The organism is Pseudomonas sp. Ma2-10 (genome assembly GCF_054330215.1).
The window spans coordinates 33,725-59,212 of sequence record NZ_JBTEYL010000014.1; the positions used below are offsets into that span (position 1 = coordinate 33,725).

Below are 25,488 nucleotides of genomic sequence, written 5' to 3' on the forward strand. Positions count from 1 at the left end.
AATCTGTATTTTGCGAAAATGTTGTGGTTATTACTACATTTTCCCTTGAGTGATGCCTTGAAAAAAGGTATTTGTAGCTTAACTTGATAAAAGAACAAACATCATGCCTTCGATTACGGTTGAACCGTGCACCTTTGCCTTGTTCGGCGCCCTCGGCGATCTGGCCCTGCGCAAGCTGTTTCCTGCCCTTTATCAGCTCGATGGCGCAGGCCTCTTGCACGAGGACACGCGAATTATCGCGCTGGCCCGTGAGCCTGGCAGCGAGCAGCAGCATTTGGCGTTCATCGCCTCCGAGCTGCGCCGCTACGTCGTCGCCCAAGAGCTGGACGAAGCCGTGGTCGAACGCTTTCTGGCCCGCCTGAGTTACCTGCACGTCGACTTCCTCAAGGCTGACGATTACGTGGCCCTGGCCGAAATGGCTGGCAGTGCTCAGCGGGTGATTGCCTACTTCGCGACACCGGCCGCCGTGTACGGCGCGATCTGCGAAAACCTGTCGAAAGTCGGTCTGACCGAAAACACTCGCGTGGTGCTGGAAAAACCCATTGGTTCGGACCTGGAATCCTCGCGCAAGGTTAACAACGCCGTGGCGCAGTTCTTCCCCGAGAACCGCACCTACCGCATCGACCACTACCTGGGCAAAGAAACCGTCCAGAACCTGATCGCCCTGCGTTTCGCCAACAGCCTGTTCGAAACCCAGTGGAACCAGAACTACATCTCCCACGTGGAAATCACCGTGGCCGAGAAGGTCGGGATCGAAGGTCGCTGGGGTTACTTCGACAAGGCCGGCCAGCTGCGGGACATGATTCAGAATCACCTGCTGCAACTGCTCTGCCTGATCGCCATGGACCCGCCGGCCGACCTGTCCGCCGACAGCATCCGTGACGAGAAAGTCAAAGTGCTCAAGGCGCTGGCGCCGATCAGCCCGGAAGGCCTGACCACTCAGGTCGTGCGCGGTCAATACATCGCCGGTTACAGCGAAGGAAAATCGGTTCCCGGTTACCTGGAAGAGCCGAACTCCAACACCCAGAGCGACACCGAAACCTTCGTTGCGCTGCGTGCCGATATCCGCAACTGGCGTTGGGCCGGTGTGCCGTTTTACCTGCGTACCGGCAAGCGCATGCCGCAGAAGCTGTCGCAGATCGTCATTCACTTCAAGGAACCGTCGCACTACATCTTCGCCCCCGAGCAGCGCCTGCAAATCAGCAACAAGCTGATTATCCGCCTGCAACCGGACGAAGGCATTTCCTTGCGCGTGATGACCAAAGAACAAGGCCTGGACAAGGGCATGCAGCTGCGCAGCGGTCCGTTGCAGCTGAATTTTTCCGACACTTATCGCAGCGCACGGATTCCCGATGCCTACGAGCGGTTGTTACTGGAAGTGATGCGCGGCAATCAGAACCTGTTTGTCCGTAAAGATGAAATCGAAGCCGCGTGGAAGTGGTGTGACCAGTTGATCGCCGGGTGGAAAAAGTCCGGTGATGCGCCCAAGCCGTACGCGGCCGGGTCATGGGGGCCGATGAGCTCCATTGCACTGATCACGCGGGATGGGAGGTCGTGGTATGGCGATATCTGAATTGAAACTGCCTCAGGGCGTCAGCGCCCATGGGTTCAAAAGCCCGGTGCTGCTGGCCGAAGGCCTGGCGCTGAATGTGGCCAAGCAACTGAGTGACGCGATCGACGCGCGCGGCACCGCGACCTTGGTGGTTTCCGGTGGGCGCAGCCCGGTGGCGTTTTTCCAGCACCTGGCCAAGCAGACACTGGACTGGTCCAAGGTTGTCGTCACCCTGGCCGACGAGCGCTGGGTGCCGGTAGAGCATGTCGACAGCAATGCCGGTCTGCTCAAGCGTTACCTGTTGCAAGGCCCGGCGGCCAAGGCTCAGTTTCTGAGTCTGTACAGCGCCACGGCCAACCTTGAACTGGCGGCTGAGCAGGCGGATCGCTTGCTCACGGAATTGCCGTCGATCGACGTGCTGATACTCGGCATGGGCGATGACGGTCACACCGCCTCGCTGTTCCCCAATAGCCCGAACCTGACCGATGCCTTGAAAGTCGACGGCAGCCGTCGCTGCTGGCCGATGCTGGCGCCGACCGTGCCGCATCAACGCCTGACCATGAGCCGCGCGCTTCTGGCCTCGGCCAAGACCACCGTTCTATCGATTTCCGGTCAGTCCAAGCTGACCACCCTGAGTGCCGCATTGGCTGGTGATGATGTCGCCGCCATGCCGATTCGCGCGTTTCTGCAACCTACGTTAGAGATTTACTGGTGCCCATGAGCCAAGGATCAGCCGCTATGACAACCCCATCCCCGACCGTTTCCATGGCGGACAAAGCTGCCCTGATCGACAGCCTCTGCGCCAAGGCGCGGATCCTGCCGGTGATTACCATCGCTCGCGAGCAGGACATTCTGCCGCTGGCCGACGCCCTCGCGGCCGGTGGCCTGACCGCCCTGGAAGTGACCTTGCGTTCACAGTTCGGCCTCAAGGCTATCCAGATTCTGCGCGAGCAACGGCCGGAACTGGTGACCGGTGCCGGTACGGTGCTGGATCGCAACATGCTGGCGGCTGCCGAAGCCGCCGGTTCGCAGTTCATCGTCACGCCGGGCATCACCCGTGACCTGCTGGAAGCCAGCGTCAACAGCCCGATTCCGCTGTTGCCAGGCATCAGCAACGCCTCCGGCATCATGGAAGGCTATGGCCTGGGTTATCGGCGCTTCAAGCTGTTCCCGGCGGAAGTCAGCGGCGGCGTCGCGGCTATCAAAGCCCTCGGCGGCCCGTTCGGCGAAGTGAAATTCTGCCCGACTGGCGGCGTCAGCCCGGCCAACATCAAAAGCTACATGGCGTTGAAAAACGTGATGTGCGTGGGCGGTAGCTGGATGCTTGATCCTGAGTGGATCAAGAACGGCGACTGGGCCCGCATTCAGGAATGCACAGCCGAAGCATTGGCGCTGCTGGACTGATCGGCTTTTACCAAACACTTCGTTGTGTGTTCTACGGCTTTACGGTGCGCTTGGTCGGTGCACCGTTTTTTTTTGCCCGGTGAAAACCGCTTGGCGCGATAAATAATTACCGCACATCGGCTTTCGTCCCGCCCTAACCTGCGTTCATCTTATGGAAGAGAGAACGTCATGGACGACAACACTGCGGTTTCACCCCCATCAGTGATTTACCTGCTTTCACCCGAACAGATCGCCGGTCCGTATTTCCGAAATCCGAAACTGATCAGAAGAAACATCAGCGAAGGGATGGATGGCATTCCCTTGGTGTTGAGGCTGGCGATCGTCGATACCATGACCGGTCAACCGGTGACTGACGCGTCAGTGGATATCTGGCATTGCAATGCGCGTGGTGCGTATTCGGGCTGGAGCAAGATCAACCCGAATAAGGAAATCGACGTCGACGGCATAGGCTCGATCCCGCGAACCGACGCCGACACCTGCCTGCGAGGCGGGCAATTTACGGACAAGAACGGCATCGTGCGGTTCACCACGATTTATCCGGGGTTCTACGCCGGCCGTGCCCTGCACATTCACGTCGTGGTACGCACTATGGAAGGCAACAACTACCAGCAAGAGCGGCATGTTGCCTGGGTCGGTCAGCTCTACTTTCCCGAGGTGGCCTCGCGCTCGGTACTCAACGCCAGGGAGTACTGCGGTCGAGCCGTTTCGCCGCTGACCAACGATCAAGACTTTTTCTATGAAAACATGGGCGGCGAAGCCTCGACCTTGAACGTTCACACCCTGAGTCGAGACTCCAATAAAGACGGCTACTTCGGGTACACGACCATCGGCATCGACACCTTCGCGGTATCGACGCAGATCAAACCCGAGGACTTCGACAAACACACCGTGTGACGTCAGCGCAGTTCGGTCAATGCCCGGGCCAGTCGATCCATATCTGCCCCCGTGGTGGTAAGCCCCGGGGTTATGCGAATGCACGGACCACTCGCGGCACCACTGCGCGCCACGGTAAACAGGTTGTAGTCCTTGAGCAGCCGCTCGACCATCGCCTGTTGATCGGCATGCCGGGTAAAGCGCATCGAAGTGATGCCGCAATACAGTCGCGGGTCGTCTGGGGTCATGACTTCGATTCCCGGCAACTCGCGTACCGCGCTCACCCAGCGGTTGCGCAGGTAATTGAGCCGAGCGCCCTTGGCGGCGGAACCGCCCATGGCCCGATGCTCCTCGAATACCAGCGGCAGGGTCAGCAGCGCCGGAATGTTGGGCGTGCTGTACGGCGTGCGGGCGCGAATGTCGGTGACCGGGAAATGCATCTCGCCCATGTCCGGGTCGATGTCGGCCAGGCGCTCGGGAGCGATGTAAATGAAGCCCTGAGTCAACGGTGCACCCATCCATTTGTGCAGGTTGTAGCCAGCAAAGGCGATACCCAGTTTATCGAGATTGAACTCGAGCTGGCCGAGCGCATGGGCACCATCAAGGATCACGTCGATGCCATGTTCCCTGGCGGCTGCGGCAATGGCCTGCACCGGCATCACCAGCCCGGAACGATGTGTGACGTGGGTCAGGGCCATCAGTTTGAGTCGTGGATAACGCACGAAGGCTTCGCGGTAACTCGCCAGCAAGCTGTCGAAACTGGCGGGGTGCGAGTGTTCGATCTCGATCACTTCGACACCGCGATGACGTGCCAGCCAGCGCATGGCCCCTTTGACCGTGTCGTACTCCAGATCACACATCAGCACCTGATCGCCCGGCATCAGGCGGTTGTAGTTGCGGATCAGCGATTGCAGACCGTCCGAAGCGTTGCGGGTGAGGGCGACGGTGTCGGCGGGTACGCTCACCAGTTCGGCGAGCTGTTTGCGAATCTCCAGGCTTTCGCCCTGTTCGAAGCGTTGCCGCACGTGCACCGAGTTGCTGCGGTTGATCAGTTCGATGTTGCGCTGATACTCCTCGACCACCGTGCGCGACATGCGCCCGAAGTATCCGTTTTCGAGGTTGACCGGGCCGGGTTCAACCGCGTATCGGTCGGCAAAGGTTCGCCAAAAGGCTTCGTCACGGGAGCGGCGGGTGTTATCGGGCATGGGTTACTCAATCAGAGGCCAGGTCTGGGTGTCGGGTCTCAATGGCGAGGGGCCGGTTTGCCATGTTTGGCGCGCAGGGGTTCGAGCAGCTCGGACAGGCCGTTGTGATCGATTTCCTGCATCAAGGCCAGCAAGCCGCCGAGTTCGCCGTGGGGGAAACCTTCGCGGGCGAACCAGTTCAGGTATTGGCCGGGGAGGTCGGCAATGATTCGGCCCTTGTATTTGCCGAAGGGCATTTGACGGGTAATCAACAGTTCGAGCTTTTCAGGGTTCATCAATCAGTCGTCTTGATTCAAACAGTCTGGAAAGTACAGGCATTCTGCATGCAGGCCAAATGACAGATCATGCAAATAAAGCGGATACAGTTTTTGCGTTTATTTATAAGCGATTGAAATATAAGGAATAAATAGTCATTTCAAAGCTGGCATGCAGGATGCAATAGCTATTGCATCTTTCATCAACCCGCGAGGAATTGAAAATGACCGATATGAATAAAGAAGCCATCTCTGTACTCAACGACCTGATTGAAACCAGCAAAGACGGTCAGGAAGGGTTCAAGACGTGTGCTGAAGACATCAAACACCCAGAACTCAAAACCCTGTTCGTGCAACGCGCGGCGGACTGCGCCACTGCAGCTTGCGAACTGCAAGCGCAGGTGCGGTCGATGGGCGGTGATCCGGAAACGTCCACCAGTGTCAGCGGTGACTTGCACCGTCGCTGGGTCGACGTCAAAGCGATGTTCGCCGGCAAGGATGAAGAAGCCGTGCTGAACGAAGCCGAGCGGGGTGAAGACCATGCACTGAAGGCTTACAAAGAAGCCATCGAAAAAATCAACAAACATAACCTGGTGGGCATTCGTGACTTGGTTGAACGTCAGTACCATGGCGTGCAACGCAATCACGATCAGGTAAAAGCCCTGCGTAACCAGGCTCGCGCACGCTCGTAAGCGTTCGTTGTCTGTCAAAAAACGCCAGCCAGTCTGGCGTTTTTTTATGTTCGAAAATCAGCACTGGATAGATGTTAGCTAGCTAATAAATTGTGTGTCAAAGTGACTGGACCGATCCCGACTATCGTTAAATCGCCTTTCCAAGAGTCCTTTACGTGCCTATCACCCTGCAGGCTTTATTTGCGCCTGATCGCCGCGCCTTACAGTTCGCAATCAAGACTTTGATCGGTGGCGGCCTGGCATTGTGGCTGGCATTACGCTGGGGTCTGGAGCAACCGGCCTGGGCGTTGATGACGGCGTTCATCGTCGCCCAACCCTTGTCGGGGATGGTGGTGCAGAAGGGTTTGGCGCGGCTGTTGGGGACTCTGGTCGGGACGTTCATGTCAGTGGTGTTCATGGGGTTGTTTGCCCAGACGCCCTGGCTATTTTTGTTGGCCTTGGCGTTATGGCTGGGTCTGTGTACGGCGAGTTCGACCCTGCTGCGCAGCGCCTGGTCCTATTCGTTCGTGCTGGCCGGTTACACGGTGGCGATCATCGCACTGCCGGCCATTACTCATCCGCTGACGGTGTTCGATCAAGCCGTGGCTCGCTGCACAGAGATCTGCCTGGGCATTCTTTGCGCCACCGCCGCCAGTGCGCTGCTCTGGCCGATGCGGGTCGAACGGCAACTGGCGGATCAGGCGCGAGCAGCGTGGCAAAGCGGTATGAACGCTGCGCGTGCGACGTTGGCCGGTGATGGTCAAGCGCGTAAAGGCTTGCTGGAAATCCTTGGGAGAATCGTCGCCGTCGATGCCCAGCGCGAACATGCCTGGTTTGAAGGAGGCCAGGGGCGGCAACGAGCACGCGCGGTCAGCGGCTTGAGCCAAAAGTTGTTGATGCTGCTGCGCATTGCCCGTTCGGTACGCCGCCAGTGGAAGCAATTGGAACCCCGGGAAACCGAGCCGCTGTTGACCTGGATGACGGAGGTTCAAGAAGCGCTCAACAGCCCGGATACCACGACCCTGCAAGCGCTGCGTCCAAGGTTGCTCGACGCTTCCCACGACCCGCACATCAGCTCCGCACAGAGTTACTGCCTGGCCCGTTTCACCTTGTTGCTCGATACCGCCATGGCGGCCAGCGCTGCGTTGAACGCCGTTGAGGAGGGCACGGAAACGGTCGATCCACCAAGAACCCTGACACCACACCGCGATCTGTCATTGGCGCTGATGTTCGGTGCCCGAAGTGCGTTGGCGTTTCTGGTGGTCTCGTGCTTCTGGTTGGCAACCGCCTGGCCCGCTGCCTCCGGTGCGCTGCTGTTGACGTGTGTGGTGTGTAGTCTGTTTGCCAGCCGCGAAAATGGTGCTCAGATCGGCATGAGTTTTATGCGCGGGATCTTCCTGGCAATTCCGGCTGCGTTTATCGTCGGGCAGATTCTGCTGCCGCAATGGAGTGGTTTTGCCTTGCTGTGCATGGGCATGGGTGTGCCATTGTTTCTCGGTGCACTGGGCATGGCCAAACCGCAGATCGGTGCGACGGCTACCTCATTTTGTCTGCACTTCATCGTGCTGGTTTCGCCGCTCAACGCGATGAAATTTGATGTTGCGATGTTCTTCAACAGCGCTCAATCCATCGTGGTTGGTGTCGGCGCCGCAGTGCTGGCGTTTCACTTGCTGATCCTGCGCAACCCGACGTGGCATGGCCAACGTTTGCTGGCGGCGACCCTCGACGATCTGGGGCGCCTGACCCGGCGCAATCTGCGCGGAGCCGAAAGCTGGTTTGGCGGGCGCATGGCCGACCGTTTGCTGCAATTGGCGCGGCACTATCCCGAGTTGCCGGAACCGGCGCGCAGCCGCTGGGACGATGGCCTGCTCGGCCTGGACATTGGCGACGAATTGCTGCATTTGCGTTTGAGTCTGGCGGTGGCGCGGGCACCGGTCAGTGCGCCTCAGCGGCGTTATCTCGACCAGCTGGAAAAAATCCTCGAGCAAGGCCCGGCCGGCAGTCACGCTGAGGCGTTGGCGCAGCCGAGCGAAGAGTTCTTGAAGACCTTGTACGCATTGCCTCCCAGCGATGCGGTGAAACTGGCTCAAGGCGCGGTGCTGCAATTGCAAAGCAGCTGGCGCGCCTGGTGCCGTCAACAGGAGCAAAGCCATGGGCTTGCGTGAGTGGTCGGTGGGTGGCGTGCTGCTCAGTCCGTTTCTGATTTATGTGCTGCTGGCGCTGCTCGTGACCGGGGCCTTGCGCATGCTCTTGCGCCTGACGCCGGTTGGCCGCTGGATCTGGCACGAAGCATTATTTGATTGCGCCTTGTACGTCTGTGTATTGACCTTGATCACCGTCGTCCTCGGACCTTTATAAGGAGTTGAAAATGCGTACACCAATACGTGTCGCGGTGACCTTGTGCCTGGTGGTGGCGGCGATATTTGCCGGCTTCCATTTGTGGCAGTACTACATGCTCACGCCTTGGACTCGGGATGCGCGGATCCGCGCCGACGTGGTGGTGATCGCTCCGGACGTCTCGGGTTGGGTGCGTGAGCTCAAGGCTTTTGATAACCAGCAGGTCAAGGCCGGTGATGTGTTGCTGAGCATCGACCGTGAACGTTTCGAGGCGGCGCTGGAGAAAGCCCACGCGGTGGTTCAGACCCGACAGCAGCAACTCAATCTGCGCGAGCGCGAAGCCAGTCGTCGCGCAGCCCTCGGTCCGCAGGCAATCAGTGCCGAGCTGCGCGAGAACGCGCAGATCAACGCCGGCATCGCCCGTGGCGAACTGCGTGAATCCCAGGCCGAAGCCAAGGTGGCGGAAATCAACCTCGCCCGTAGTCAGGTCCATGCGCCACGCAGCGGTCACATCACCAACCTGCGTCTGGCCGAAGGCAACTACGTGAATGCCGGGCAATCGGTGATGGCGTTGATCGACGATTCGACTTTCTATGTGCAGGCGTATTTCGAAGAAACCAAGTTGCCACGGATTCGTGTTGGCGATCCGGTGAAGATCTGGTTGATGAGTGCGGGGGAGGCGTTGCAGGGGCATGTGGAAAGCATCAGTCGTGGGATTACCGATCGCAATACCACGCCGGATGGGCAGTTGCTGGCAGAGGTCGAGCCGACGTTTAACTGGGTGAGGTTGGCGCAGCGGATTCCGGTAAGGATCAAGATTGATAAGTTGCCGGAGGGGATGAATTTGAGCTCGGGGATGACGGCGAGTGTGCAGGTGCAGGAGGGTAGCCGTTGATCGTTCCCACGTGGACGGTTCGACGCCTCGATGTGGGAACGATCAGTGTCAGGTAGCGGGCAGTGGTTCAGCCGATGCTGATTGCGGGCAGCTTAGGCAACGTGACCGTCTGCTGCTTGCGCGGCGCCAGAATCTCCGCTTCGCCATCCACTACCAACTCATCTCGCTGGTTAAACACGCGAGTGGCAATCCGCACACGAAACTTCGGCAGCTTCTCGAGAATCTCCAGACGCACGGTCAGCGTGTCGCCAATTTTTACCGGCTTCTGAAAGCTCATTTGCTGACCGATATAAATAGTCCCCGGCCCAGGCAGTTCACAGGCTACAGCAGCACTGATCAGCGCCCCGCTGAACATGCCGTGAGCAATGCGCTCCTTGAACATGGTGCCGGCGGCGAAATCAGCGTCCAGATGCACCGGGTTGTGATCGCCGGACATGGCGGCGAACAACTGAATGTCACGCTCTTCGACCGTCTTGCTGTAGCTGGCGGTCTGGCCGACTTCAAGGGCCTCGTAAGGGGTGTTGGTAACCTGGGTCATCTGTTTCAATTCCTGTCACGAATAAATAAATTCAAAAAAACTATTCCGATCTGGGTGGCCGGCGGTGGCTCAGCGCCTGGGCGATCCAGCTCAACACGTCATTGATCACTTCATCGCGGTTGCTCTCGTTGAACAGTTCATGCCGTGCCTGCGGGTAAATGGTCAGTTGCAGGCTCTGACTGCCGGCAACGCGCAACGCGTGGGCCAGATCTTTCAGACGCTTGCCTTCGCTCACCGGATCACATTCACCGCCGATGACCAGCAACGGCAGCCCCGGATCAATCTGAGCGAGATTGGACGCTTTGCTGATTTGCTGCAACCCACCGAGCAAATCGATCCACAGCTGATTGGTGCAACGAAAGCCGCAGAGCGGGTCGTTGGCGTACAGGTCGACCTCCGCCGGGTCGCGGCTGAGCCAGTCGAAACGGGTGCGCGCCGGTTTGAATTTTTTGTTGAAGGCGCCGAACGACAACCATTCGATCAGCGCGCTGCGGCCTTTCGGGCCTTGGCGCAGGCGTTCGAGCCGGGCAATCTGCCGTGCCGCGCGATAAAGCGCCACGGGCTGGAAGTTCGATCCACTGAGAATCGCCCCGTGCAGGCTGGCACTGTGATGCAGCAGATAGGCCTGGGCTATGTAGCTGCCCATGCTGTGGCCGAGCAACACAATTGGCACGCCGGGATGCTGCTGGCCGATGTGCTGATTGAGGCACGCGAGGTCTCCCACCACTTTGGCCCAGCCATCAGAATCGGCGAAATGGCCGAGTGTCCCGTTTTCGGCAGTTTTGCCATGTCCGCGCACATCCGGCGCGTACACGCCGTAGCCTTGATCGCAGAGTTTTTCCGCCAGACGCGCGTAGCGGCCGCTGTGTTCCGCCATGCCGTGAGCCAGCAGGATCAGTGCCTTGAGATTGCCTGCGGGCAACCACTGGTTGACGAAGAGACGGCTGCGGTCGCTGGTGGTCAGCCAGAAAGTGTCGTGGATCATGGCGATTCCTTTACGCGAGGTCGTTGCATTGTATAGCGCATCCAAAGCGTGCCGTCTGATCAGGCCACGCCACGGCAGCAAGATTCACACGATCAATGTCGACCGTGCGCATATTTGCCTGATTCGCCTTAGCTGCTAGTGTCCGTGGAGCCCCGCTTTTTTGCTCTTTGTGAAGAAGGACAGAAAAGCGGCCCCGGATAGGTTCAGGTAACGAGGACAAGAACAATGCAACCTGATTTCTGGAATGACAAACGCCCGGCCGGCGTGCCCCTGGACATCGATCAAGGGGCCTATAAGTCGGTGATCGAGGTGTTCGAGCGTTCCTGCAAGAAATTTGCTGACCGCCCGGCGTTCAGCAACATGGGCATAACCCTGACCTACGCTGAACTGGAGCGCTACAGCGCCGCGTTCGCCGGTTACCTGCAAGCCCACACCGACCTGGTGCCCGGGGATCGCATTGCGGTGCAGATGCCCAACATCCTGCATTACCCGATTGCCGTGTTCGGTGCCTTGCGCGCCGGACTGATCGTGGTCAACACCAACCCGCTGTACACCGCGCGGGAGATGCGTCATCAGTTCAAGGATTCCGGTGTCCGGGCGCTGGTTTACCTGAACATGTTCGGGCAGAAAATCCAGGAGGTGCTGCCCGACACCGACATCCAGTACCTGATCGAAGCGAAGATGGGCGACCTGATGCCTGCGGCGAAGGGCTGGCTGGTCAACACCGTGGTGAGCAAGGTCAAGAAGATGGTCCCGGCGTACTCCTTGCCGCAGGCCATTTCTTTCAAGAGCGCGCTGCGCCTGGGCCGGGGCCTGAGCATCAAGCCGCTGCAGATCGGGCTCGACGACATCGCCGTACTGCAATACACCGGCGGCACCACCGGGCTGGCCAAGGGCGCGATGCTGACCCACGGCAACCTGGTGGCCAACATGCAGCAAGTGCGGGCGTGCCTGGAGCAGTTCGGCGATGACGGCCAGCCGCTGTTGCGCGAAGGGCAAGAGGTCATGGTCGCGCCGCTGCCGCTTTACCACATCTATGCGTTCACCGCGAATTGCATGTGCATGATGGTTTCGGGCAACCACAACGTGCTGATCACCAATCCGCGGGACATCGGCGGTTTCATCAAGGAGCTGAAGAACTGGCGGTTCTCGGCCCTTTTGGGACTCAACACGCTGTTCGTCGCGCTGATGGACCACCCGGATTTCAAGACCCTGGATTTCTCCAGCCTCAAACTCACCAACTCCGGCGGCACCGCGCTGGTCAAAGCCACGGCGCAACGCTGGGAACAGCTCACCGGTTGTCGCATCACCGAAGGTTACGGCCTGACCGAAACCTCGCCGGTGGCCTGCACCAACCCGTACGGCGACAAGTCGCGCATCGGCACGGTCGGCCTGCCGGTCCCGGGCACCACGCTGAAAGTCATCAACGATGAAGGCGTCGAGCAGGCGCTTGGCGTGCGCGGCGAGCTGTGCATCAAGGGCCCGCAGATCATGAAAGGCTACTGGCAGAAACCCGAGGCCACCGCCGAAGTGCTGGATGCCGAGGGCTGGTTCAAGTCCGGAGACATCGCCGTGATCGACCCGGACGGCTTTGTGCGCATCGTCGATCGCAAGAAAGACATGATCATCGTTTCGGGTTTCAACGTGTACCCGAACGAGATCGAAGAGGTGGTAATGGCTCACCCGAAAGTCGCCAACTGTGCGGTGATCGGTGTGCCGGACGAGCGTTCGGGGGAGGCAGTGAAGCTGTTTGTGGTGGCCCGTGAAACGGGTGTCAGCCTTGAAGAGCTGAAGGCTTACTGCAAGGAAAACTTCACGGCGTACAAAGTGCCCAAGCACATCGTCTTGCGTGAGTCGTTGCCGATGACGCCGGTGGGCAAGATCTTGCGGCGGGAGTTGCGTGATATCGCCTGATCGTTGAATTTTTGGATAGGCCCCGGTTTTAAAGGCTTGCAGAGCCATATAGAATCTTTGCTCTAAAATGACCGCCGGCCTCTATTTAGTCATCAAAGTGACTGTAGAGGCTGTTTTTGGCTCTAGTCGGCCCTTGGCAAAGCTGCTACTCTCGGCGCGCTTTGTGACTTCTCGGCCTCTATAAAAAGCCAGACTCACCAACAAACACACACCAATAATAATCGCATCAAATGCGGTGATGAATTCGCGTTGCTGAGGAGTGGGCTTCCATGATCGAAGACTTTTGGAAGGATAAGTACCCTGCCGGGATTGCTGCCGACATCAATCCGGACGAGTATCCGAATATTCAGACGGTGTTGAAGCAGTCCTGCCAACGCTTTGCCGACAAACCGGCGTTCAGCAACCTGGGCAAGACAATCACCTACGGTGAACTGTACGAGTTGTCCGGTGCCTTTGCCGCGTACCTGCAACAGCATACCGACTTGCAGCCGGGCGATCGAATCGCCGTGCAGTTGCCCAACGTGTTGCAGTACCCGGTCGCCGTCTTCGGCGCCATCCGCGCCGGGCTGATCGTGGTCAACACCAACCCGCTGTACACCGCGCGGGAAATGGAACACCAATTCAACGATTCCGGTGCCAAGGCCCTGGTCTGCCTGGCCAACATGGCGCACCTGGCCCAGATCGTCGTGCCGAAAACCGGTGTCAAGCACGTGATCGTCACCGAAGTAGCCGACCTGCTGCCGCCGCTCAAGCGCCTGCTGGTCAACAGCGTCATCAAGTATGTGAAGAAGATGGTCCCGACGTATCACTTGCCCAAGGCCATCAAGTTCAATGACCTGCTGAGCAAGGGCCGCGGCCAGCCAGTCACCGAAGCCAACCCGGTCAGCAGCGACGTTGCCGTGCTGCAATACACCGGCGGCACTACCGGCGTGGCCAAGGGTGCGATGCTGACCCACCGCAACCTGGTGGCGAACATGCTGCAGTGCAAGGCGCTGATGGGTTCCAACCTCAATGAGGGTTGCGAGGTCCTGATCACGCCGCTGCCGCTGTACCACATCTATGCCTTCACCTTTCATTGCATGGCGATGATGTTGATCGGCAACCACAACATCCTGATCAGTAACCCGCGCGATTTGACGGCGATGGTCAAGGAACTGTCGAAGTGGAAATTCAGCGGTTTCGTCGGGCTCAATACGCTGTTTGTCGCCCTGTGCAACAACGAAGGTTTCCGCACGCTGGATTTCTCTGCATTGAAAGTCACCCTGTCCGGTGGCATGGCCCTGCAACTGGCCGCCGCCGAGCGCTGGAAAGCGGTCACCGGTTGCGCCATCTGCGAAGGTTACGGCATGACCGAAACCAGCCCGGTGGCCACCGTCAATCCAATCCAGAACATCCAGATCGGCACCATCGGGATTCCGGTTCCGTCGACCCTGTGCAAAGTCATCGACGATGCCGGCGTTGAACAGCCGTTAGGCGACATCGGTGAGCTGTGTGTAAAAGGCCCGCAAGTGATGAAGGGCTACTGGCAGCGTCAGGACGCCACTGATGAAATCCTCGACAGCGAAGGCTGGTTGAAGACCGGTGACATCGCGCTGATCCAGCCTGACGGCTACATGCGCATCGTCGATCGTAAGAAAGACATGATTCTGGTTTCCGGCTTCAACGTGTACCCGAATGAACTCGAAGACGTGCTGGCGACCCTGCCGGGCGTGCTGCAATGCGCGGCCATCGGCGTGCCGGACGAGAAGTCGGGCGAGGCGATCAAGATCTTCATCGTCGCCAAACCAGGCGTGACGCTGACCAAGGAACAGGTGATGGAGCACATGCGCGCCAACGTCACCGGCTACAAGGTTCCGCGCTCCGTGGAGTTCCGCGATGCGCTGCCGACCACCAACGTCGGCAAGATCCTGCGCCGCGAGTTGCGCGACGAAGAGCTGAAGAAGCTCGGCGTCAAAAAGGTAAGCGCGTAACAAACAAAAGCCTCGCAAATGCGGGGCTTTTTGTTGCCTGCTGATCGTTCCCACGCGCGTGGGAACGATCTATTCAGAGGCGGAACTGCGCGAAATTGACGTTGGTACCCGCCGGGCGCATGTCCTGGAGGTACGAGTCCTTGTCGGCACTCAATTCCAGGCTCAGGGCCGCTTTGCGTTTACCTTCGTTACGCACCACCAGACCTTCGAGCTTCTCGCGCAGGAACACCGTCGGCACTTTCAGGTGCAGCAGTTCGTCGGTATCCGGGGTGTGCATCAGCAGGTGAACCCATTCGTACTGACCAATGGCCAGACGTGCGACCTGAATATCAAACCACCAGATGTTGCGGTTGCGGTTCAATTCGGTGAAATGGCAGTTGTTGACGCCAAGCACAGCACCGCCAAGTTCATGGTTTCTGCGGGCAATGGCCTGCTTTTTATCGAGTTTCATAACATTCCTACGGGATTGGATCTTCAGCGCCATGGCCTGAATACGTTGCGCATTCTCGGGGGTTGGTCGGCAAACATAAAGCCCAACCTGCACTGAACGATGAAATGTCGCCGGGATAATAAATGAAACTCCGCGCAAACGCCCCCGGTCAACCTTGTGTAACGACGTTCCCCATTGAATGGTTCACAGGAGAAACACCATGAGCAGCACTGGCGATAAAGTAAAAGGCATGGCCAACGAAGCCGCCGGCAACGTCAAGCAAGGCGTCGGCAAGGCCACCGATAACGACAAAATGCGCGCCGAAGGCGTCGTGCAGGAAAAGAAAGGCGAAGCCCAGCAAGCGGTCGGCAAAGCCAAGGATGCTCTCAAAAAAGGCATCGACAAGGCTTGATCAGGCCCTTTGATGAGCAACATAAACGGCCATCCGCGGATGGCCGTTTATGTGTCGGCCTGAACTTGCACAAGGAAATTGTTTCAAACTCGCCAAGTAGGCTACTTTGATGTAGAAAACGGCCCCTGCGTCGGCACGACTTCAACTTTTTTTGCGGCGAAAGGAGACGCTAATGTTTTTCCCACACATGAAAGGTCAGCGCCTGCACCGTGTCATGGCGCGCACGATCACCGAGTTCGTCGACGACGAGATGTCGACTTATGCCTCGGCGTTGGCCTACCAGATGCTGTTCTCGCTGTTCCCCTTCATTCTGTTCCTCATCGCTCTGATCGGTTTCCTGCACCTGCCGGACTTCTTCTCCTGGCTGCGCTTGCAATCGGAGCTGGTCCTGCCGCCCCAGGCGCTGGAGCAGGTGAACCCGGTCATCGACCAGCTCCAGCAATCCAAGGGTGGTTTGCTGTCGGTCGGTATCGTGATTGCCCTGTGGACCGCATCCGCGGGTGTGCGATTGATGATGAGCGCGATGAACGCCGCCTACGATGTGGTTGAAGGTCGGCCGGTGTGGAAGCGCTTTCCGCTGTCGATTATCTACACCATCGGCATCGCCGGCATGCTGCTGGTGGCCGCCGCGCTGATGGTGCTCGGGCCGCAGGTGATGGGCTGGATCGCCTCGCAAGTCGGCCTTGAAGATTTCATCGTGACGCTCTGGACCATCGTGCGCTGGCCGGTGGTTGTGATTCTGTTGATGATGGCGGTGGCGCTGATTTATTACGTCATGCCCGACGTCAAACAAGAGTTTCGCTTCATTACTCCGGGCTCGGTGCTGGCGGTGGTGGTGTGGATCATCGCGTCGCTGGGTTTCGGCCTATACGTCAAGATGTTTGCTAACTACAACGCCATGTATGGCAGTATCGGCGCGATCATCGTGCTGTTGCTGTACTTCTACATTTCCGCCGCGGTGCTGTTGCTCGGCGCAGAGATGAATGCCGTGATCGAACACATGTCGACCGAGGGCAAGAATGATGGCGAAAAAGTCCCCGACGAGCACAACCACGAACCCAAACACCACGTGTCGGGACTGGGTCGCGACCACTCGATCAAGCCGACCACTGACGAAGTCATCAAATGATCCGTGAAATTCTGAAAATGGGCGATGAGCGCCTGCTGCGCATTGCCCCGCCGGTGCCCGCCGACATGTTCGACAGCCCGGAGCTGTGGCAACTGATCGACGACATGTTCCAGACCATGGAAAGCGTCGGCGGCGTTGGCCTGGCTGCGCCGCAGATCGGCGTTGATCTGCAACTGGTGATTTTCGGTTTCGAGCACAGCGAACGTTATCCGGACGCCGAAGCCGTGCCGCAGACGATTCTGATCAACCCGTTGATTACGCCGTTGAGCCCGACGCTGGAAGAGGGTTTCGAAGGCTGTCTGTCGGTGCCCGGCCTGCGCGGCGCGGTGGATCGCTATCAGCACATTCGGTACGAAGGGTTCGATCCCAAGGGTAATCCGATCGTACGCATCGCCTCGGGATTCCATGCGCGGGTTGTGCAGCATGAATGCGATCACCTGATCGGCAGGTTGTACCCGTCGCGCATCAGTGACTTCAGCAAGTTCGGGTTTACCGACGTGATGTTTCCGGATCTCGATCCGAACGCAGACCAATGACACTCTCCTGAATCACCCAGAGGCTTTTAAACCCATGGCGATCATCGGTTTGCTGCGCGCATAACGGCTCAAGCGTTCCGCCATGGGGTAGGGCAGTGGCGGGTCGAAGGTAAACCCCCGACGTTCATAAAACCCGCGCAAGTCCGGATGACAAAACAGCCACACCGGGCCTTCAAGGTTCTTGAGTGCCTCGGCGATCAACGTCGCCGCGATACCCTGTTCACGGCAGGCCGGATCGACAAACAAACCCGTCAGCCAATGCCCGTCCGCCACCGGTCGTAAACACAGTGCGCCAATGATCTCCTCGCGCCTGGCCACCCAGAGTTGAGCGTCGCGGACCGCTTTCATCGATGATTGGTGAGCGCGATAAAACTTGTTCATCAAAGGCCATAAAGGCTCGGCGAGCAAGGTGTATTGGGTGTAGGGCATGGTCTTCGACTGTCGGTGCGCAAAGCGGGCGATTATAAAAGAACGCGCGTGTAACGATAGGTGTATACCTGATCTCACATCCCGTATGAATGGAGTAAGTATCATGGCCAAAGGCATGGATTCAAAGAAAGCGGCAAAGAAAAAACCGGCAAAAACCGCCGATGAAAAGCGCGCGGACAAGAAGGCCAAGAAGGTGGATGTGTTCGGTCATTGATTCCGCGACAAGGGAGCTCGGCCCTCGGGCTCCCGCCGCTTCACGGGGTGAAGGCCATCGACAGCCCAGACCCCCATTCCACTAATTGCGAAATGAGGTCCCCTGTGTGCGAGCCTGCTCGCGATGGTCTTGAGGCCTACAGCAACTCCGCGGCCAACGCCGCCTTCACGGCTGGCCGCTGATCAACCCGTGCCTGAAACCGTGCCAACGCCGGCCACTCATTCAAATCGATGGCAAACAGGTGCGCCCAGCGCAACACCGTAAATAAATACGCATCGGCAATGCTGTACCCGTCAGCCATCAAATAATCCTGGTGTTCCAGCGTCTGGCTCAACACAACAAAACGCTTGAACAGTTTCTCCTTGATCAGCGTTTTCACCTCATCCGGAAACTGCGAACTGAACAGCCAGCCCAGCCCGCCATGAATCTCGGTCGAGATGAAATTCAGCCACTCCTGCACCCGCACCCGCTCGAACGTCCCGCTCACCGGTGCCAGGTTCGCTTCGGGTCGCAGGTCTGCCAGGTATTGCAGGATTGTCGGGCCTTCGGTCAGTACTTGGCCATTGTCCAGTTGCAATGCCGCGACGTAACCCTTGGGGTTGATGGCGAGGAAGTCCTCGCCGTTGGCGGTTCTCTTGGTGGTGTTGTCGACGTGGATCAATTCGAACGGCAAATCCAGTTCGCGCAGCACGATATGCGGCGCGAGCGAGCAGGCGTGTGGGGCGTAATACAACTTCATTGGCAGGGCTCTGGCTGGGGATTTGCGCCAGTGTCATAGTGCGCGGCACCCTCGGTAAAATTAATCTTTCACAAAACCGCCATAAGGAAAGCTACTGCCATGATGAATCTGATGCATTGGCGAATGGTGGTGGCGGTGGCTGACACGGGCAACATAACCCGGGCTGCCGAGCGGGTCGGCATGACCCAGTCCGGTGCCAGCCAGGCCTTGGCGTTGATTGAAGAAGCCCTGGGCGTTCAACTGTTCAGTCGAGAGAATCGCCAGACCTTGCCGACGGCAATCGGCCTGTCTGTGATCGAACACGCGAGAACCATGCTCGGTGCCCTGGAAAACATCCGCAGCAGCGTCGATGCCACCAAAAATATTCAACGCGGGACGATTCGCCTGGCCAGTTTCCCCATGGTGTTGGCGACTTTCCTGCCGCCGCTGCTGCTTCAGTTCAACCGGCTTTATCCCGGCATTCAGGTGGTCGCGCTGGAGGTCAGCGACGATGAAGTGGAAACGCTGCTCGGCGCCGGGCTGGTGGATGTCGGCGTGGTGTTGAACCCGGCGCCTGAGCGTAATGCCGCTCGCCTGGGGCGTGATGCCTGGATGGCGGTGGTGCCTGGCGGCCATCCCTTGGCTCGCCGTTCCAATGAAGAAGGCGTCTCCCTGGCGGAGTTGGCGGAGCAACCTTTTGTACTGGCCACGGGCGGTTGTTCGACCAACGCACGCAGCCTGGCGGAGGATGCCGGGCTGCAACTGCTTGATGTGCGGGTCGAGGTCCGTGAATGGAGCAGTGCGTTCACCCTGGTGCGGGAAAACATCGGCGTGACGCTGGTGCCGGAAATGACGCTGCCGAGCCAACTTAAGGGGCTGCGCGTGGTGCCGGTCAAACCGCGTATCGATCGAGAGTTTGCTTTGGTGGCCGCTGCAAATAAGCAACCTTCGGCGGCGGTGCAGGCATTGATGGGCATGCTCGTTCAGAAATGACCCATACCGAAGCTGAACCGATTTTGTCCTCAATACTGGCCGACTAGTGGCCTTGCTTACCTGCCTCGCCTGTCTATGCTGACTCTTACTCACTATGTTGTTCGCCATGTGAAGGCCGTCAAATACGTTAAAAGTGTGCGCAACCCAAGAGATGGATGTCTTGATAAGAGCGTTGCTGCATGGACTCTCTGGTTAAACATCATTGATCACCTGACCAAGTCCTTCCTGTGGAGGGATGCGTGTGCCTGTTCCTTGGAACGTAGTGGTGGAGCTGTTGAAAGAGCAAAGAACTTTCATCAAACAAAAGACTGCGCTGAAGGTGATACGACTATGTTTAACCGACGCCACAAGACTGACCTGCTGGAAATCGAACGATTCAGTTGCGCGCTGGCCGAGGCTAACGCGAAGTTGGCCGCCGTCAGCCGCTCGATGGCGATGATTGAGTTCACCCCCGAAGGGATCGTGCTCGATGCCAACGACAACTTTTGCAGTGTCATGGGATACAGCGCCGAAGAAGTGCGCGGTAAGCATCACCGGATCTTTTGCGAAGAAGCGTTTTATCGAAGTGAAGCCTACGCCAAGTTGTGGCGTGACCTGGCCCGTGGCGAACCGGTGAGCGGGACCTTTTTACGCTTGAACAGGAGCGGCAAGGAGATCTGGCTCGAAGCCAGCTATATGCCGGTGTTCGGCGATGATCGTCAGGTTCGGAGTGTGATCAAAGTCGCCACTGATGTCTCCGCCAAGGTCTCCAAGGAGCATGAAAACGAGAGCATGCTCGCGGCGATCGGTCGTTCCATGGCTGTGATCGAATTCACCCCGGAAGGCAAGGTCATCACAGCCAACGACAACTTTTTGAAGACAATGCATTACTCGCTCAACGAAGTGGTTGGCCAGCACCACAGCCTGTTTTGTCACCGCGCCGACGCCGAGTCCCCGCAGTACAAGGCGTTCTGGGCGTCACTCAATCGCGGCGAATATCACTCGCACCGTTTCGAGCGCAAAGATAAGCACGGTCATACGGTGTTCCTGGAAGCCTCCTACAATCCGCTGTTTGACACCAAGGGTCGATTGTACAAAGTGGTCAAGTTCGCCAGCGACATCACCGATCAGGTGACCACCCTGCAAACCGCCGCGGAGTCGGCCCACAGCACCTCGGTTCAAAACGACGCGTGTGCGCAGAAAGGTTCTCAGGTGGTGCAGCAAACGGTGCAGATCATCCAGGATATCTCCAAAGACTTGAACGAAGCGGCGCTGAGCATTGATGCCGTCAGCAAACAGTCCGACATCATCGGCACCATCGTTCAGACCATTCGCGGCATTGCCGATCAGACCAACCTGCTGGCGCTAAACGCCGCGATCGAAGCGGCCCGGGCCGGGGAACACGGACGCGGGTTCGCGGTGGTTGCCGATGAAGTTCGCAGCCTCGCCGCTCGCACCAGTCAGGCGACGCTGGAGATTGTCGATGTGGTGCGCAGGAACCATGACTTGTCGTTGAGTGCGGTGTCGAGCATGCAATCGAGTTTGAGTCGCACCGGGTTAGGCGTGGAACTGGCGAACGAAGCGGGGGAGGTGATCCTGGAGATTCAGCAAGGGTCACGGCATGTGGTGGATGCGATCAGTCAGTTTAATTCGACGTTGCAGATTAACTGATTACCCGAGAGATTTGGCCCCCGGGAAGCTCACGCTTTCGAGGGGCCGTCTAAAGGCGAATCAAGAAGCTATGATTTCGAATTTACCTTCTACGATATTCAAAGTTTCATCGTCGCCCCCGCTTGGGTTGCCAGTAACCGTGAGGCTAAATGTGCCGCTGCAATTGCCGTTGTCGACGTTAATAGTCAATTCTCCCGCGTCGACATTGAAACCATGCTGGTAATAAATGAAGCGAGTATTGCTATTGGTCAGGGGGATTGGATAAGTACCGTCTCCGCGCGCAGGGTCGATGGTGAAATCAAGATAGCGGCCGTTATCGATGGTGTCGCCGATGTGAATGTAACTGATCGTTTTCGGAAAGAACGAGTCGTAATTAATTTGAAAGCGCGAGCCATCAAAGGCTGGCGCCACTTCGTTACCCTCTTTCATGAATTTTGCGGTGCAGGTTCCGCGAAAATTTTCTGATGACTGGGTTGACGTCACAGTCGCTGATTCGCATTGACTGGTTGCGTTGTCGTCCAGTGAAAGTGTGGTAGTAGCGGGTGCATTTATAGACATATCAGCCTCCATTCGGTTGATCGTTAGTGCGAGCAAATGATTGCCGCAACACGTTTATGATTTGCCAGTCCCTCACGACTGTCTACTGTCACAATTGACAGGTAAGCGGCTTTAGTCAGGTAAAGCCGATGAGCGGTCATTCGACTACTCGCGGGCCATTAGCCTTTTCAGTGGCGCCGTTTTCATCTTGTCCTGGATGCGCTCGGCGATCTCTTTGCCAATGGCCAGTTGTTGCTCCGGCGGCATGGCTTTCAATTGATCGTCGGTAATGCACGACTCTTTCAGGATGCTGTCGCGCAGCCGTTGTTCCGGCGTTTTGCTCATGCAGTCCTTGAAGTCGGTCATGGCCGCGCGGTCGGTGGACTTGGTTTTGCTATCGTCCGGGATAGAGGTTTGCAGGGCCGCGCGGGTTTTCGCGAACGCTTCATCAACGTTGTCGCTGAGGGTGCTTGCCGCGCTGACCTGCTGGGTGGCGGAGGTCAGGCCGGACGATTGGGCAATGGCAGCGGTCGTTCTTGCCGCCGGGCGGCAGACGGCAACCGCTTTAGCGGTGAGCGATATTTTCCAGCGCCAGGTTGCGGGTTCTGGGCCCGAAGAAACCGATGGCCTGGAACACGTGGAACACGATCAGTATCAACGCCCGACGGCGATAAGGCGGCTGCCAGATATCGGCGAAACGCCCGGTGCCCTGATCCTTCACGCCGCGGGCTTCGATGCCATCGAGAATCTTGCTGGCTTCGTCGAATCCATCAACGCCACCGCGGGCACCGACAGACACTGCACGAAAAACGCGAAGGAAAATGCCGAGCTGCGCATGCGTTTAGGCACCAAAGCGGTCGGCCAATGGGCTCAACGGACTCGCGCCAAGGAACAACTCGAGGAAAGTCGCCGAGGCGAAGGCGGCCTGATCGGAAAAGCCGAACACGCTTTGGCGGCCGGTGGCGAAGATGCCGTCGCGAATCAGGCCGGGGCTGAACCAATGCTTATCGTTGGAGAAACTTAGCCGCTCAAGGCAGGCCGTTGCAGCCGTGTTTCAGGAATCCCGGGCGTTGTGCCAACCGCTGGAAATACTCGTCGATAGCCGGGCAGTCGGGGCGCTCCATCGGTGTCATCAGCCAGCGGTTGACCGACAGACCGATGACGATGTCCGCCAGCGTGAAGTGCGGCCCGGCGACATACGCTTTGGTGACGGCGAGTTGATGTTCAAGGATGCCCATTTTCTGATTCCAGCGTTGTACACCGGCGGCAATGTGATGTGGGTCTTGAAACTCCGGATCTTTGCGTATCAATGCCGTGAACGCATAGCTCCAGGAGGTATTGAGTTCAGTCGCTTGCCAATCCATCCACTGTTCCACCCGCGCGCGGGCCGCCGATTCGTGGGGTAGCAGATCGGTGTTGTGGTGTTTGCCCGCCAGATAGCGGCAGATGGTGTTGGACTCCCACAGCACGCCGGCCTCATCGATGATCACCGGCACCCGTGCGTTGGGGTTGAGCCTGAGAAACTCCGGCGTGTGGGTCGACGCATAACCGCCGCCCCAGTCTTCACGTTCGTAGGCAACACCCAGTTCCTCACAGGTCCAGAGGACTTTTCTGACGTTGATGGACGAGGCTTTTCCCAGAATCTTCAGTGCATGTTCCATTGAGCTACTCCGTTAGCGATTCGACGCTTCAGGAACCTAACAGGCATTCAGTGTTTTCAAACCGGATCCGGCAGCGCCGAAGTTGGCAAACCAACCGTGCGATCAAACAACCCGTTGAAGGCGAAGGTGTAGCACGGGATGAAAATGATCAGCGCCGCATCCACCAGGCGATCAACGGGATGAGGAACACTATCAAGGTTAGTTGAAAACCCACGGCATGGGCGATGCGCCGTTTAACGGTGCCAGCGCACCCCCGCCCTTGGTGGCTGAATCCTGTTGAATACAGAAATCAGGCCGTTTAGGTATAGGCGTGTAATCGTCCAGCTTTATGGGGTCAGTTCAGAGCGTAGGAACGGTCAAGGTGCCGTGTCAGGTACTCTCGCGCACTTTCAACTCAAACCCCATGTCCTGCACCGGTTTGGCCACCGTATTACCAGCCATCAACATCAACATCTGCTCCGCTGCGCGCCGGCCGATGGCTTCTCGCGGGGTGCTGATGCTGCTCAGGCGCGGGACCATGTGCGCCGAGGCTGGCAGGTCGTTGAAGCCGAGGATCGCCACGTGTTCGGGGATCTTGATCCCGCAGCGCATGGCTTCGAGCAGTGCGCCCTGGGCCAGGTCGTCGTTGCCGAAAAAGATCGCGTCGACATCGGGATGCGTGGCGATCAGTTGCAGGAACAGTTCGCCACCAAGGCCGACAGAGGAAGAGCGAGGTGTCAGCACTTCCAGGTCCGGGTCATACAAACCGGCCTTTTGCAGGGCTTTGCGGAAACCTTCGCCGCGCAGCAACGTGCGTTGATCCAGTTGCGCACCGATGTAGGCCAGACGCTTACGACCGCGTGACAGCAAATGCTCGGCCGCTGTCTGGCCGGCAGCGAGTTGCGAAAAGCCCACGCAATTGAGCCCGGCGGCGCTGTCCAGTTCCATCATGTACACGCACGGAGTGTTGCTGGCCTCGATCATCCGGCGCGAACTTTCGGTGCGGTCGAAACCGGTCAGCAGCAAACCGCGAGGCTGATACGCCATGTAGTTGCGCAGCAGGTTTTCTTCTTCATCACGTGAGTAGTGGAAGTTCCCGATCAGCACCTCGAAGCCTTTGGGGCGCAAAACCTGATGAATGGCTTCCAGTGTGTCGATGAACAATAAGTTGGACAGTGACGGCACCAATACCACCACCGAATGGCTCTGGGCCGAGGCTAACGCGCGGGCGGCGGGGTTGACCACGTAGTTGAGCTCAAGCGCGGCTTTCTGCACTTTTTCCACCAGTTCGGTGGCCACTGAGCTGACCCCGCGCAGGGCGCGAGAGGCGGTGATCGGGCTGACACCGGCCAGGCGTGCGACTTCGTTCAAAGTGGGGCGGCCAGTGGTGCGCGTATTTTTATCGTTTTTAGGGGAGATCATCGGACGGCTTGCCAAACAAAATTCGAGGCACTAAGGTAGCGCTGTCTCGACGCGGCTGCAAATGCGTGAGCGGGGTTTGCCTGATCCCCGTTTTTTGGCGTTGGGAACGAACATGCTGCAACCCACAAAAATGACAAGAAGGCGTCGGCAACTTCTGCTTTTGCTCTAGTGTCATAACTGGCAAAGGTAGCGCTGTCTGCGCGCTGAGGTGTTACATGAATCATCCCATCACCGCCCTGGTCATCATGGGCGTTGCCGGTTGCGGCAAGACTTGCGTCAGCGAGGCCTTGTGCCAACTCAGCGGCGCGACGGCCATTGAAGGCGACACTTTTCACCCTGCCGCCAATATCGAAAAGATGAGCGCGGGTATCCCCCTGAACGACGACGACCGTGCCGGCTGGCTCGACAGCCTGTGCGATGAATTGCGCCGTATAGACGCCAAGGGCGAGCGCCCGGTGCTGACGTGCTCGGCGCTCAAGCACATTTACCGCGAACGTCTGCGCAGCGCCTTGCCGGGCCTGGGCTTTGTGTTCCTTGAGCTGACCCCCGAAGTGGCCGCCGATCGTGTCTCCCATCGGCCGGGCCACTTCATGCCGTCGACATTGATCGACAGCCAGTTCGCCACCCTTGAATCACCCGTTGGCGAGCCCTTGACCCTGGCTCTGGACGCTTCGAACCACAGCGTCGAGCAACTGGCGAAGCAAGCTCATGTCTGGTGGCTGGCTCATGGCCTGAAACACGCCGTATGAGTTTTACCAGGAGAGATAGCGCTGTCCTGTT

The 25,488-nt window shown here is 58.3% G+C and carries 26 protein-coding genes and 4 pseudogenes; 17 read left to right on the forward strand and 13 right to left on the reverse strand.

The window, feature by feature from the left end; genetic code table 11:
* Positions 1 to 103 precede the first annotated feature (103 nt).
* The 4 genes from zwf (at position 104) to ACXPVS_RS17355 (ending at position 3,850) form a co-directional block, all read left to right on the forward strand.
* Positions 104 to 1,573, forward strand: a complete 1,470-nt coding sequence (gene zwf, locus ACXPVS_RS17340; protein ID WP_458511024.1) for a glucose-6-phosphate dehydrogenase — start codon at positions 104 to 106, stop codon at positions 1,571 to 1,573.
* The gene (gene pgl / locus ACXPVS_RS17345; RefSeq protein ID WP_458511025.1) at positions 1,560 to 2,273 is read left to right on the forward strand and encodes a 6-phosphogluconolactonase; all 714 of its coding nucleotides are present in this window, start codon (positions 1,560 to 1,562) and stop codon (positions 2,271 to 2,273) included. The genes zwf and pgl overlap by 14 nt, the downstream gene beginning before the upstream one ends.
* Positions 2,274 to 2,290: 17 nt before the next feature.
* Positions 2,291 to 2,956 carry a bifunctional 4-hydroxy-2-oxoglutarate aldolase/2-dehydro-3-deoxy-phosphogluconate aldolase gene (locus ACXPVS_RS17350; protein ID WP_458511026.1) on the forward strand — a complete coding sequence of 222 codons (666 nt, stop codon included), beginning with the start codon at positions 2,291 to 2,293 and terminating at the stop codon, positions 2,954 to 2,956.
* Positions 2,957 to 3,124: 168 nt separating this feature from the next.
* Positions 3,125 to 3,850, forward strand: a complete 726-nt coding sequence (locus tag ACXPVS_RS17355) for an intradiol ring-cleavage dioxygenase (RefSeq protein WP_458511027.1) — start codon at positions 3,125 to 3,127, stop codon at positions 3,848 to 3,850.
* A gap of 2 nt (positions 3,851 to 3,852) precedes the next feature.
* Here the strand turns inward: ACXPVS_RS17355 and ACXPVS_RS17360 are convergent, their stop codons facing one another.
* Together ACXPVS_RS17360 and ACXPVS_RS17365 are read right to left on the reverse strand one after the other, a co-directional pair.
* The gene (locus ACXPVS_RS17360) at positions 3,853 to 5,034 is read right to left on the reverse strand and encodes an aminotransferase class V-fold PLP-dependent enzyme (RefSeq protein WP_458511028.1); all 1,182 of its coding nucleotides are present in this window, start codon (positions 5,032 to 5,034) and stop codon (positions 3,853 to 3,855) included.
* Between the two features lie 38 nt (positions 5,035 to 5,072).
* On the reverse strand, positions 5,073 to 5,309 hold the full coding sequence (locus ACXPVS_RS17365; RefSeq protein WP_017340422.1) for a DUF3820 family protein: 237 nt from the start codon (positions 5,307 to 5,309) through the stop codon (positions 5,073 to 5,075).
* 203 nt (positions 5,310 to 5,512) lie between these two features.
* Here ACXPVS_RS17365 and ACXPVS_RS17370 point away from each other — a divergent pair, with 203 nt between their 5' ends.
* The 4 genes from ACXPVS_RS17370 (at position 5,513) to ACXPVS_RS17385 (ending at position 9,191) form a co-directional block, all read left to right on the forward strand.
* On the forward strand, positions 5,513 to 5,980 hold the full coding sequence (locus ACXPVS_RS17370) for a ferritin-like domain-containing protein (protein ID WP_458511029.1): 468 nt from the start codon (positions 5,513 to 5,515) through the stop codon (positions 5,978 to 5,980).
* Between the two features lie 155 nt (positions 5,981 to 6,135).
* Positions 6,136 to 8,124 carry an FUSC family protein gene (locus ACXPVS_RS17375; protein WP_458511030.1) on the forward strand — a complete coding sequence of 663 codons (1,989 nt, stop codon included), beginning with the start codon at positions 6,136 to 6,138 and terminating at the stop codon, positions 8,122 to 8,124.
* Entirely contained in the window at positions 8,111 to 8,317 is a 207-nt protein-coding gene (locus tag ACXPVS_RS17380) for a DUF1656 domain-containing protein (protein WP_008151119.1), read from the forward strand. Before ACXPVS_RS17375 ends, ACXPVS_RS17380 begins: the two co-directional genes overlap by 14 nt.
* Positions 8,318 to 8,327: 10 nt before the next feature.
* Positions 8,328 to 9,191 (forward strand): efflux RND transporter periplasmic adaptor subunit, encoded by an 864-nt coding sequence (locus tag ACXPVS_RS17385; RefSeq protein WP_458511031.1) that lies wholly within the window; start codon positions 8,328 to 8,330, stop codon positions 9,189 to 9,191.
* A gap of 67 nt (positions 9,192 to 9,258) precedes the next feature.
* Here ACXPVS_RS17385 and ACXPVS_RS17390 read toward each other — a convergent pair whose 3' ends face one another.
* Both ACXPVS_RS17390 and ACXPVS_RS17395 read right to left on the reverse strand, forming a co-directional pair.
* The gene (locus ACXPVS_RS17390; protein ID WP_458511032.1) at positions 9,259 to 9,729 is read right to left on the reverse strand and encodes a MaoC family dehydratase; all 471 of its coding nucleotides are present in this window, start codon (positions 9,727 to 9,729) and stop codon (positions 9,259 to 9,261) included.
* A gap of 40 nt (positions 9,730 to 9,769) precedes the next feature.
* Positions 9,770 to 10,714, reverse strand: coding sequence for an alpha/beta hydrolase (locus ACXPVS_RS17395; protein ID WP_458511033.1), 945 nt, complete (start codon positions 10,712 to 10,714; stop codon positions 9,770 to 9,772).
* Between the two features lie 225 nt (positions 10,715 to 10,939).
* Here ACXPVS_RS17395 and fadD2 point away from each other — a divergent pair, with 225 nt between their 5' ends.
* Complete coding sequence (fadD2, locus tag ACXPVS_RS17400; RefSeq protein ID WP_458511034.1) at positions 10,940 to 12,628, forward strand: long-chain-fatty-acid--CoA ligase FadD2; 1,689 nt, start codon at positions 10,940 to 10,942, stop codon at positions 12,626 to 12,628.
* Between the two features lie 269 nt (positions 12,629 to 12,897).
* On the forward strand, positions 12,898 to 14,598 hold the full coding sequence (gene fadD1 / locus ACXPVS_RS17405; RefSeq protein ID WP_458511035.1) for a long-chain-fatty-acid--CoA ligase FadD1: 1,701 nt from the start codon (positions 12,898 to 12,900) through the stop codon (positions 14,596 to 14,598).
* A 73-nt stretch (positions 14,599 to 14,671) separates the two neighbouring features.
* Here fadD1 and ACXPVS_RS17410 read toward each other — a convergent pair whose 3' ends face one another.
* Positions 14,672 to 15,049, reverse strand: coding sequence for a hypothetical protein (locus tag ACXPVS_RS17410; protein ID WP_458511036.1), 378 nt, complete (start codon positions 15,047 to 15,049; stop codon positions 14,672 to 14,674).
* Positions 15,050 to 15,248: 199 nt separating this feature from the next.
* Here ACXPVS_RS17410 and ACXPVS_RS17415 point away from each other — a divergent pair, with 199 nt between their 5' ends.
* The 3 genes from ACXPVS_RS17415 to def all read left to right on the forward strand — a co-directional run bounded on the left by ACXPVS_RS17415 (position 15,249) and on the right by def (position 17,105).
* On the forward strand, positions 15,249 to 15,440 hold the full coding sequence (locus ACXPVS_RS17415) for a CsbD family protein (protein ID WP_458511037.1): 192 nt from the start codon (positions 15,249 to 15,251) through the stop codon (positions 15,438 to 15,440).
* A 172-nt stretch (positions 15,441 to 15,612) separates the two neighbouring features.
* Complete coding sequence (locus ACXPVS_RS17420) at positions 15,613 to 16,569, forward strand: YihY/virulence factor BrkB family protein (RefSeq protein ID WP_458511038.1); 957 nt, start codon at positions 15,613 to 15,615, stop codon at positions 16,567 to 16,569.
* Entirely contained in the window at positions 16,566 to 17,105 is a 540-nt protein-coding gene (gene def, locus ACXPVS_RS17425; RefSeq protein WP_458511039.1) for a peptide deformylase, read from the forward strand. The genes ACXPVS_RS17420 and def overlap by 4 nt, the downstream gene beginning before the upstream one ends.
* A gap of 12 nt (positions 17,106 to 17,117) precedes the next feature.
* Here the strand turns inward: def and ACXPVS_RS17430 are convergent, their stop codons facing one another.
* Positions 17,118 to 17,534, reverse strand: a complete 417-nt coding sequence (locus tag ACXPVS_RS17430) for a GNAT family N-acetyltransferase (RefSeq protein ID WP_458511040.1) — start codon at positions 17,532 to 17,534, stop codon at positions 17,118 to 17,120.
* Between the two features lie 350 nt (positions 17,535 to 17,884).
* Positions 17,885 to 18,487, reverse strand: coding sequence for a glutathione transferase GstA (gene gstA, locus ACXPVS_RS17435; protein WP_458511041.1), 603 nt, complete (start codon positions 18,485 to 18,487; stop codon positions 17,885 to 17,887).
* A 99-nt stretch (positions 18,488 to 18,586) separates the two neighbouring features.
* Here gstA and ACXPVS_RS17440 point away from each other — a divergent pair, with 99 nt between their 5' ends.
* The 3 genes and pseudogenes from ACXPVS_RS17440 to ACXPVS_RS17450 form a co-directional block, all read left to right on the forward strand.
* The gene (locus ACXPVS_RS17440; protein ID WP_458511042.1) at positions 18,587 to 19,459 is read left to right on the forward strand and encodes a LysR family transcriptional regulator; all 873 of its coding nucleotides are present in this window, start codon (positions 18,587 to 18,589) and stop codon (positions 19,457 to 19,459) included.
* Positions 19,460 to 19,894: 435 nt separating this feature from the next.
* Positions 19,895 to 20,566 (forward strand): annotated as a pseudogene (locus ACXPVS_RS17445) (PAS domain-containing protein); the annotation flags it as partial.
* A 111-nt stretch (positions 20,567 to 20,677) separates the two neighbouring features.
* A pseudogene (locus tag ACXPVS_RS17450) lies at positions 20,678 to 21,109 on the forward strand (methyl-accepting chemotaxis protein); the annotation flags it as partial.
* A 60-nt stretch (positions 21,110 to 21,169) separates the two neighbouring features.
* Here ACXPVS_RS17450 and ACXPVS_RS17455 read toward each other — a convergent pair.
* The 6 genes and pseudogenes from ACXPVS_RS17455 to gntR all read right to left on the reverse strand — a co-directional run bounded on the left by ACXPVS_RS17455 (position 21,170) and on the right by gntR (position 24,708).
* Positions 21,170 to 21,667, reverse strand: coding sequence for a hypothetical protein (locus tag ACXPVS_RS17455; protein ID WP_458511043.1), 498 nt, complete (start codon positions 21,665 to 21,667; stop codon positions 21,170 to 21,172).
* A gap of 144 nt (positions 21,668 to 21,811) precedes the next feature.
* A complete protein-coding gene (locus ACXPVS_RS17460; protein ID WP_458511044.1) occupies positions 21,812 to 22,012 on the reverse strand; it encodes a hypothetical protein in 201 nt (66 codons plus the stop codon).
* 244 nt (positions 22,013 to 22,256) lie between these two features.
* A pseudogene (locus tag ACXPVS_RS17465) lies at positions 22,257 to 22,646 on the reverse strand (MFS transporter); the annotation flags it as partial.
* A 28-nt stretch (positions 22,647 to 22,674) separates the two neighbouring features.
* On the reverse strand, positions 22,675 to 23,307 hold the full coding sequence (locus ACXPVS_RS17470) for a glutathione S-transferase family protein (RefSeq protein ID WP_458511045.1): 633 nt from the start codon (positions 23,305 to 23,307) through the stop codon (positions 22,675 to 22,677).
* 56 nt (positions 23,308 to 23,363) lie between these two features.
* A pseudogene (locus tag ACXPVS_RS17475) lies at positions 23,364 to 23,548 on the reverse strand (chlorhexidine efflux transporter); the annotation flags it as partial.
* Positions 23,549 to 23,676: 128 nt separating this feature from the next.
* Positions 23,677 to 24,708 (reverse strand): HTH-type transcriptional regulator GntR, encoded by a 1,032-nt coding sequence (gene gntR, locus ACXPVS_RS17480; RefSeq protein ID WP_458511046.1) that lies wholly within the window; start codon positions 24,706 to 24,708, stop codon positions 23,677 to 23,679.
* Between the two features lie 215 nt (positions 24,709 to 24,923).
* Here gntR and ACXPVS_RS17485 point away from each other — a divergent pair, with 215 nt between their 5' ends.
* Positions 24,924 to 25,457 carry a gluconokinase gene (locus ACXPVS_RS17485; protein WP_458511047.1) on the forward strand — a complete coding sequence of 178 codons (534 nt, stop codon included), beginning with the start codon at positions 24,924 to 24,926 and terminating at the stop codon, positions 25,455 to 25,457.
* Positions 25,458 to 25,488: the final 31 nt, after the last annotated feature.

What these genes read in the sequence shown, in the direction of transcription:
- ACXPVS_RS17395 (WP_458511033.1), bottom strand. Translation starts at nt 10,714, where the DNA reads ATGATCCACGACACTTTCTGGCTGACCACCAGCGACCGCAGCCGTCTC.
- ACXPVS_RS17485 (WP_458511047.1), top strand. Translation starts at nt 24,924, where the DNA reads ATGAATCATCCCATCACCGCCCTGGTCATCATGGGCGTTGCCGGTTGC.
- gstA (WP_458511041.1), bottom strand. Translation starts at nt 18,487, where the DNA reads ATGAAGTTGTATTACGCCCCACACGCCTGCTCGCTCGCGCCGCATATC.
- fadD1 (WP_458511035.1), top strand. Translation starts at nt 12,898, where the DNA reads ATGATCGAAGACTTTTGGAAGGATAAGTACCCTGCCGGGATTGCTGCC.
- ACXPVS_RS17385 (WP_458511031.1), top strand. Translation starts at nt 8,328, where the DNA reads ATGCGTACACCAATACGTGTCGCGGTGACCTTGTGCCTGGTGGTGGCG.
- ACXPVS_RS17380 (WP_008151119.1), top strand. Translation starts at nt 8,111, where the DNA reads ATGGGCTTGCGTGAGTGGTCGGTGGGTGGCGTGCTGCTCAGTCCGTTT.
- ACXPVS_RS17365 (WP_017340422.1), bottom strand. Translation starts at nt 5,309, where the DNA reads ATGAACCCTGAAAAGCTCGAACTGTTGATTACCCGTCAAATGCCCTTC.
- fadD2 (WP_458511034.1), top strand. Translation starts at nt 10,940, where the DNA reads ATGCAACCTGATTTCTGGAATGACAAACGCCCGGCCGGCGTGCCCCTG.
- ACXPVS_RS17350 (WP_458511026.1), top strand. Translation starts at nt 2,291, where the DNA reads ATGACAACCCCATCCCCGACCGTTTCCATGGCGGACAAAGCTGCCCTG.
- ACXPVS_RS17440 (WP_458511042.1), top strand. Translation starts at nt 18,587, where the DNA reads ATGATGAATCTGATGCATTGGCGAATGGTGGTGGCGGTGGCTGACACG.
- ACXPVS_RS17360 (WP_458511028.1), bottom strand. Translation starts at nt 5,034, where the DNA reads ATGCCCGATAACACCCGCCGCTCCCGTGACGAAGCCTTTTGGCGAACC.
- ACXPVS_RS17410 (WP_458511036.1), bottom strand. Translation starts at nt 15,049, where the DNA reads ATGAAACTCGATAAAAAGCAGGCCATTGCCCGCAGAAACCATGAACTT.
- pgl (WP_458511025.1), top strand. Translation starts at nt 1,560, where the DNA reads ATGGCGATATCTGAATTGAAACTGCCTCAGGGCGTCAGCGCCCATGGG.
- ACXPVS_RS17415 (WP_458511037.1), top strand. Translation starts at nt 15,249, where the DNA reads ATGAGCAGCACTGGCGATAAAGTAAAAGGCATGGCCAACGAAGCCGCC.
- def (WP_458511039.1), top strand. Translation starts at nt 16,566, where the DNA reads ATGATCCGTGAAATTCTGAAAATGGGCGATGAGCGCCTGCTGCGCATT.
- ACXPVS_RS17455 (WP_458511043.1), bottom strand. Translation starts at nt 21,667, where the DNA reads ATGTCTATAAATGCACCCGCTACTACCACACTTTCACTGGACGACAAC.
- zwf (WP_458511024.1), top strand. Translation starts at nt 104, where the DNA reads ATGCCTTCGATTACGGTTGAACCGTGCACCTTTGCCTTGTTCGGCGCC.
- ACXPVS_RS17355 (WP_458511027.1), top strand. Translation starts at nt 3,125, where the DNA reads ATGGACGACAACACTGCGGTTTCACCCCCATCAGTGATTTACCTGCTT.
- ACXPVS_RS17420 (WP_458511038.1), top strand. Translation starts at nt 15,613, where the DNA reads ATGTTTTTCCCACACATGAAAGGTCAGCGCCTGCACCGTGTCATGGCG.
- ACXPVS_RS17460 (WP_458511044.1), bottom strand. Translation starts at nt 22,012, where the DNA reads ATGACCGACTTCAAGGACTGCATGAGCAAAACGCCGGAACAACGGCTG.
- ACXPVS_RS17390 (WP_458511032.1), bottom strand. Translation starts at nt 9,729, where the DNA reads ATGACCCAGGTTACCAACACCCCTTACGAGGCCCTTGAAGTCGGCCAG.
- ACXPVS_RS17430 (WP_458511040.1), bottom strand. Translation starts at nt 17,534, where the DNA reads ATGCCCTACACCCAATACACCTTGCTCGCCGAGCCTTTATGGCCTTTG.
- ACXPVS_RS17370 (WP_458511029.1), top strand. Translation starts at nt 5,513, where the DNA reads ATGACCGATATGAATAAAGAAGCCATCTCTGTACTCAACGACCTGATT.
- ACXPVS_RS17470 (WP_458511045.1), bottom strand. Translation starts at nt 23,307, where the DNA reads ATGGAACATGCACTGAAGATTCTGGGAAAAGCCTCGTCCATCAACGTC.
- gntR (WP_458511046.1), bottom strand. Translation starts at nt 24,708, where the DNA reads ATGATCTCCCCTAAAAACGATAAAAATACGCGCACCACTGGCCGCCCC.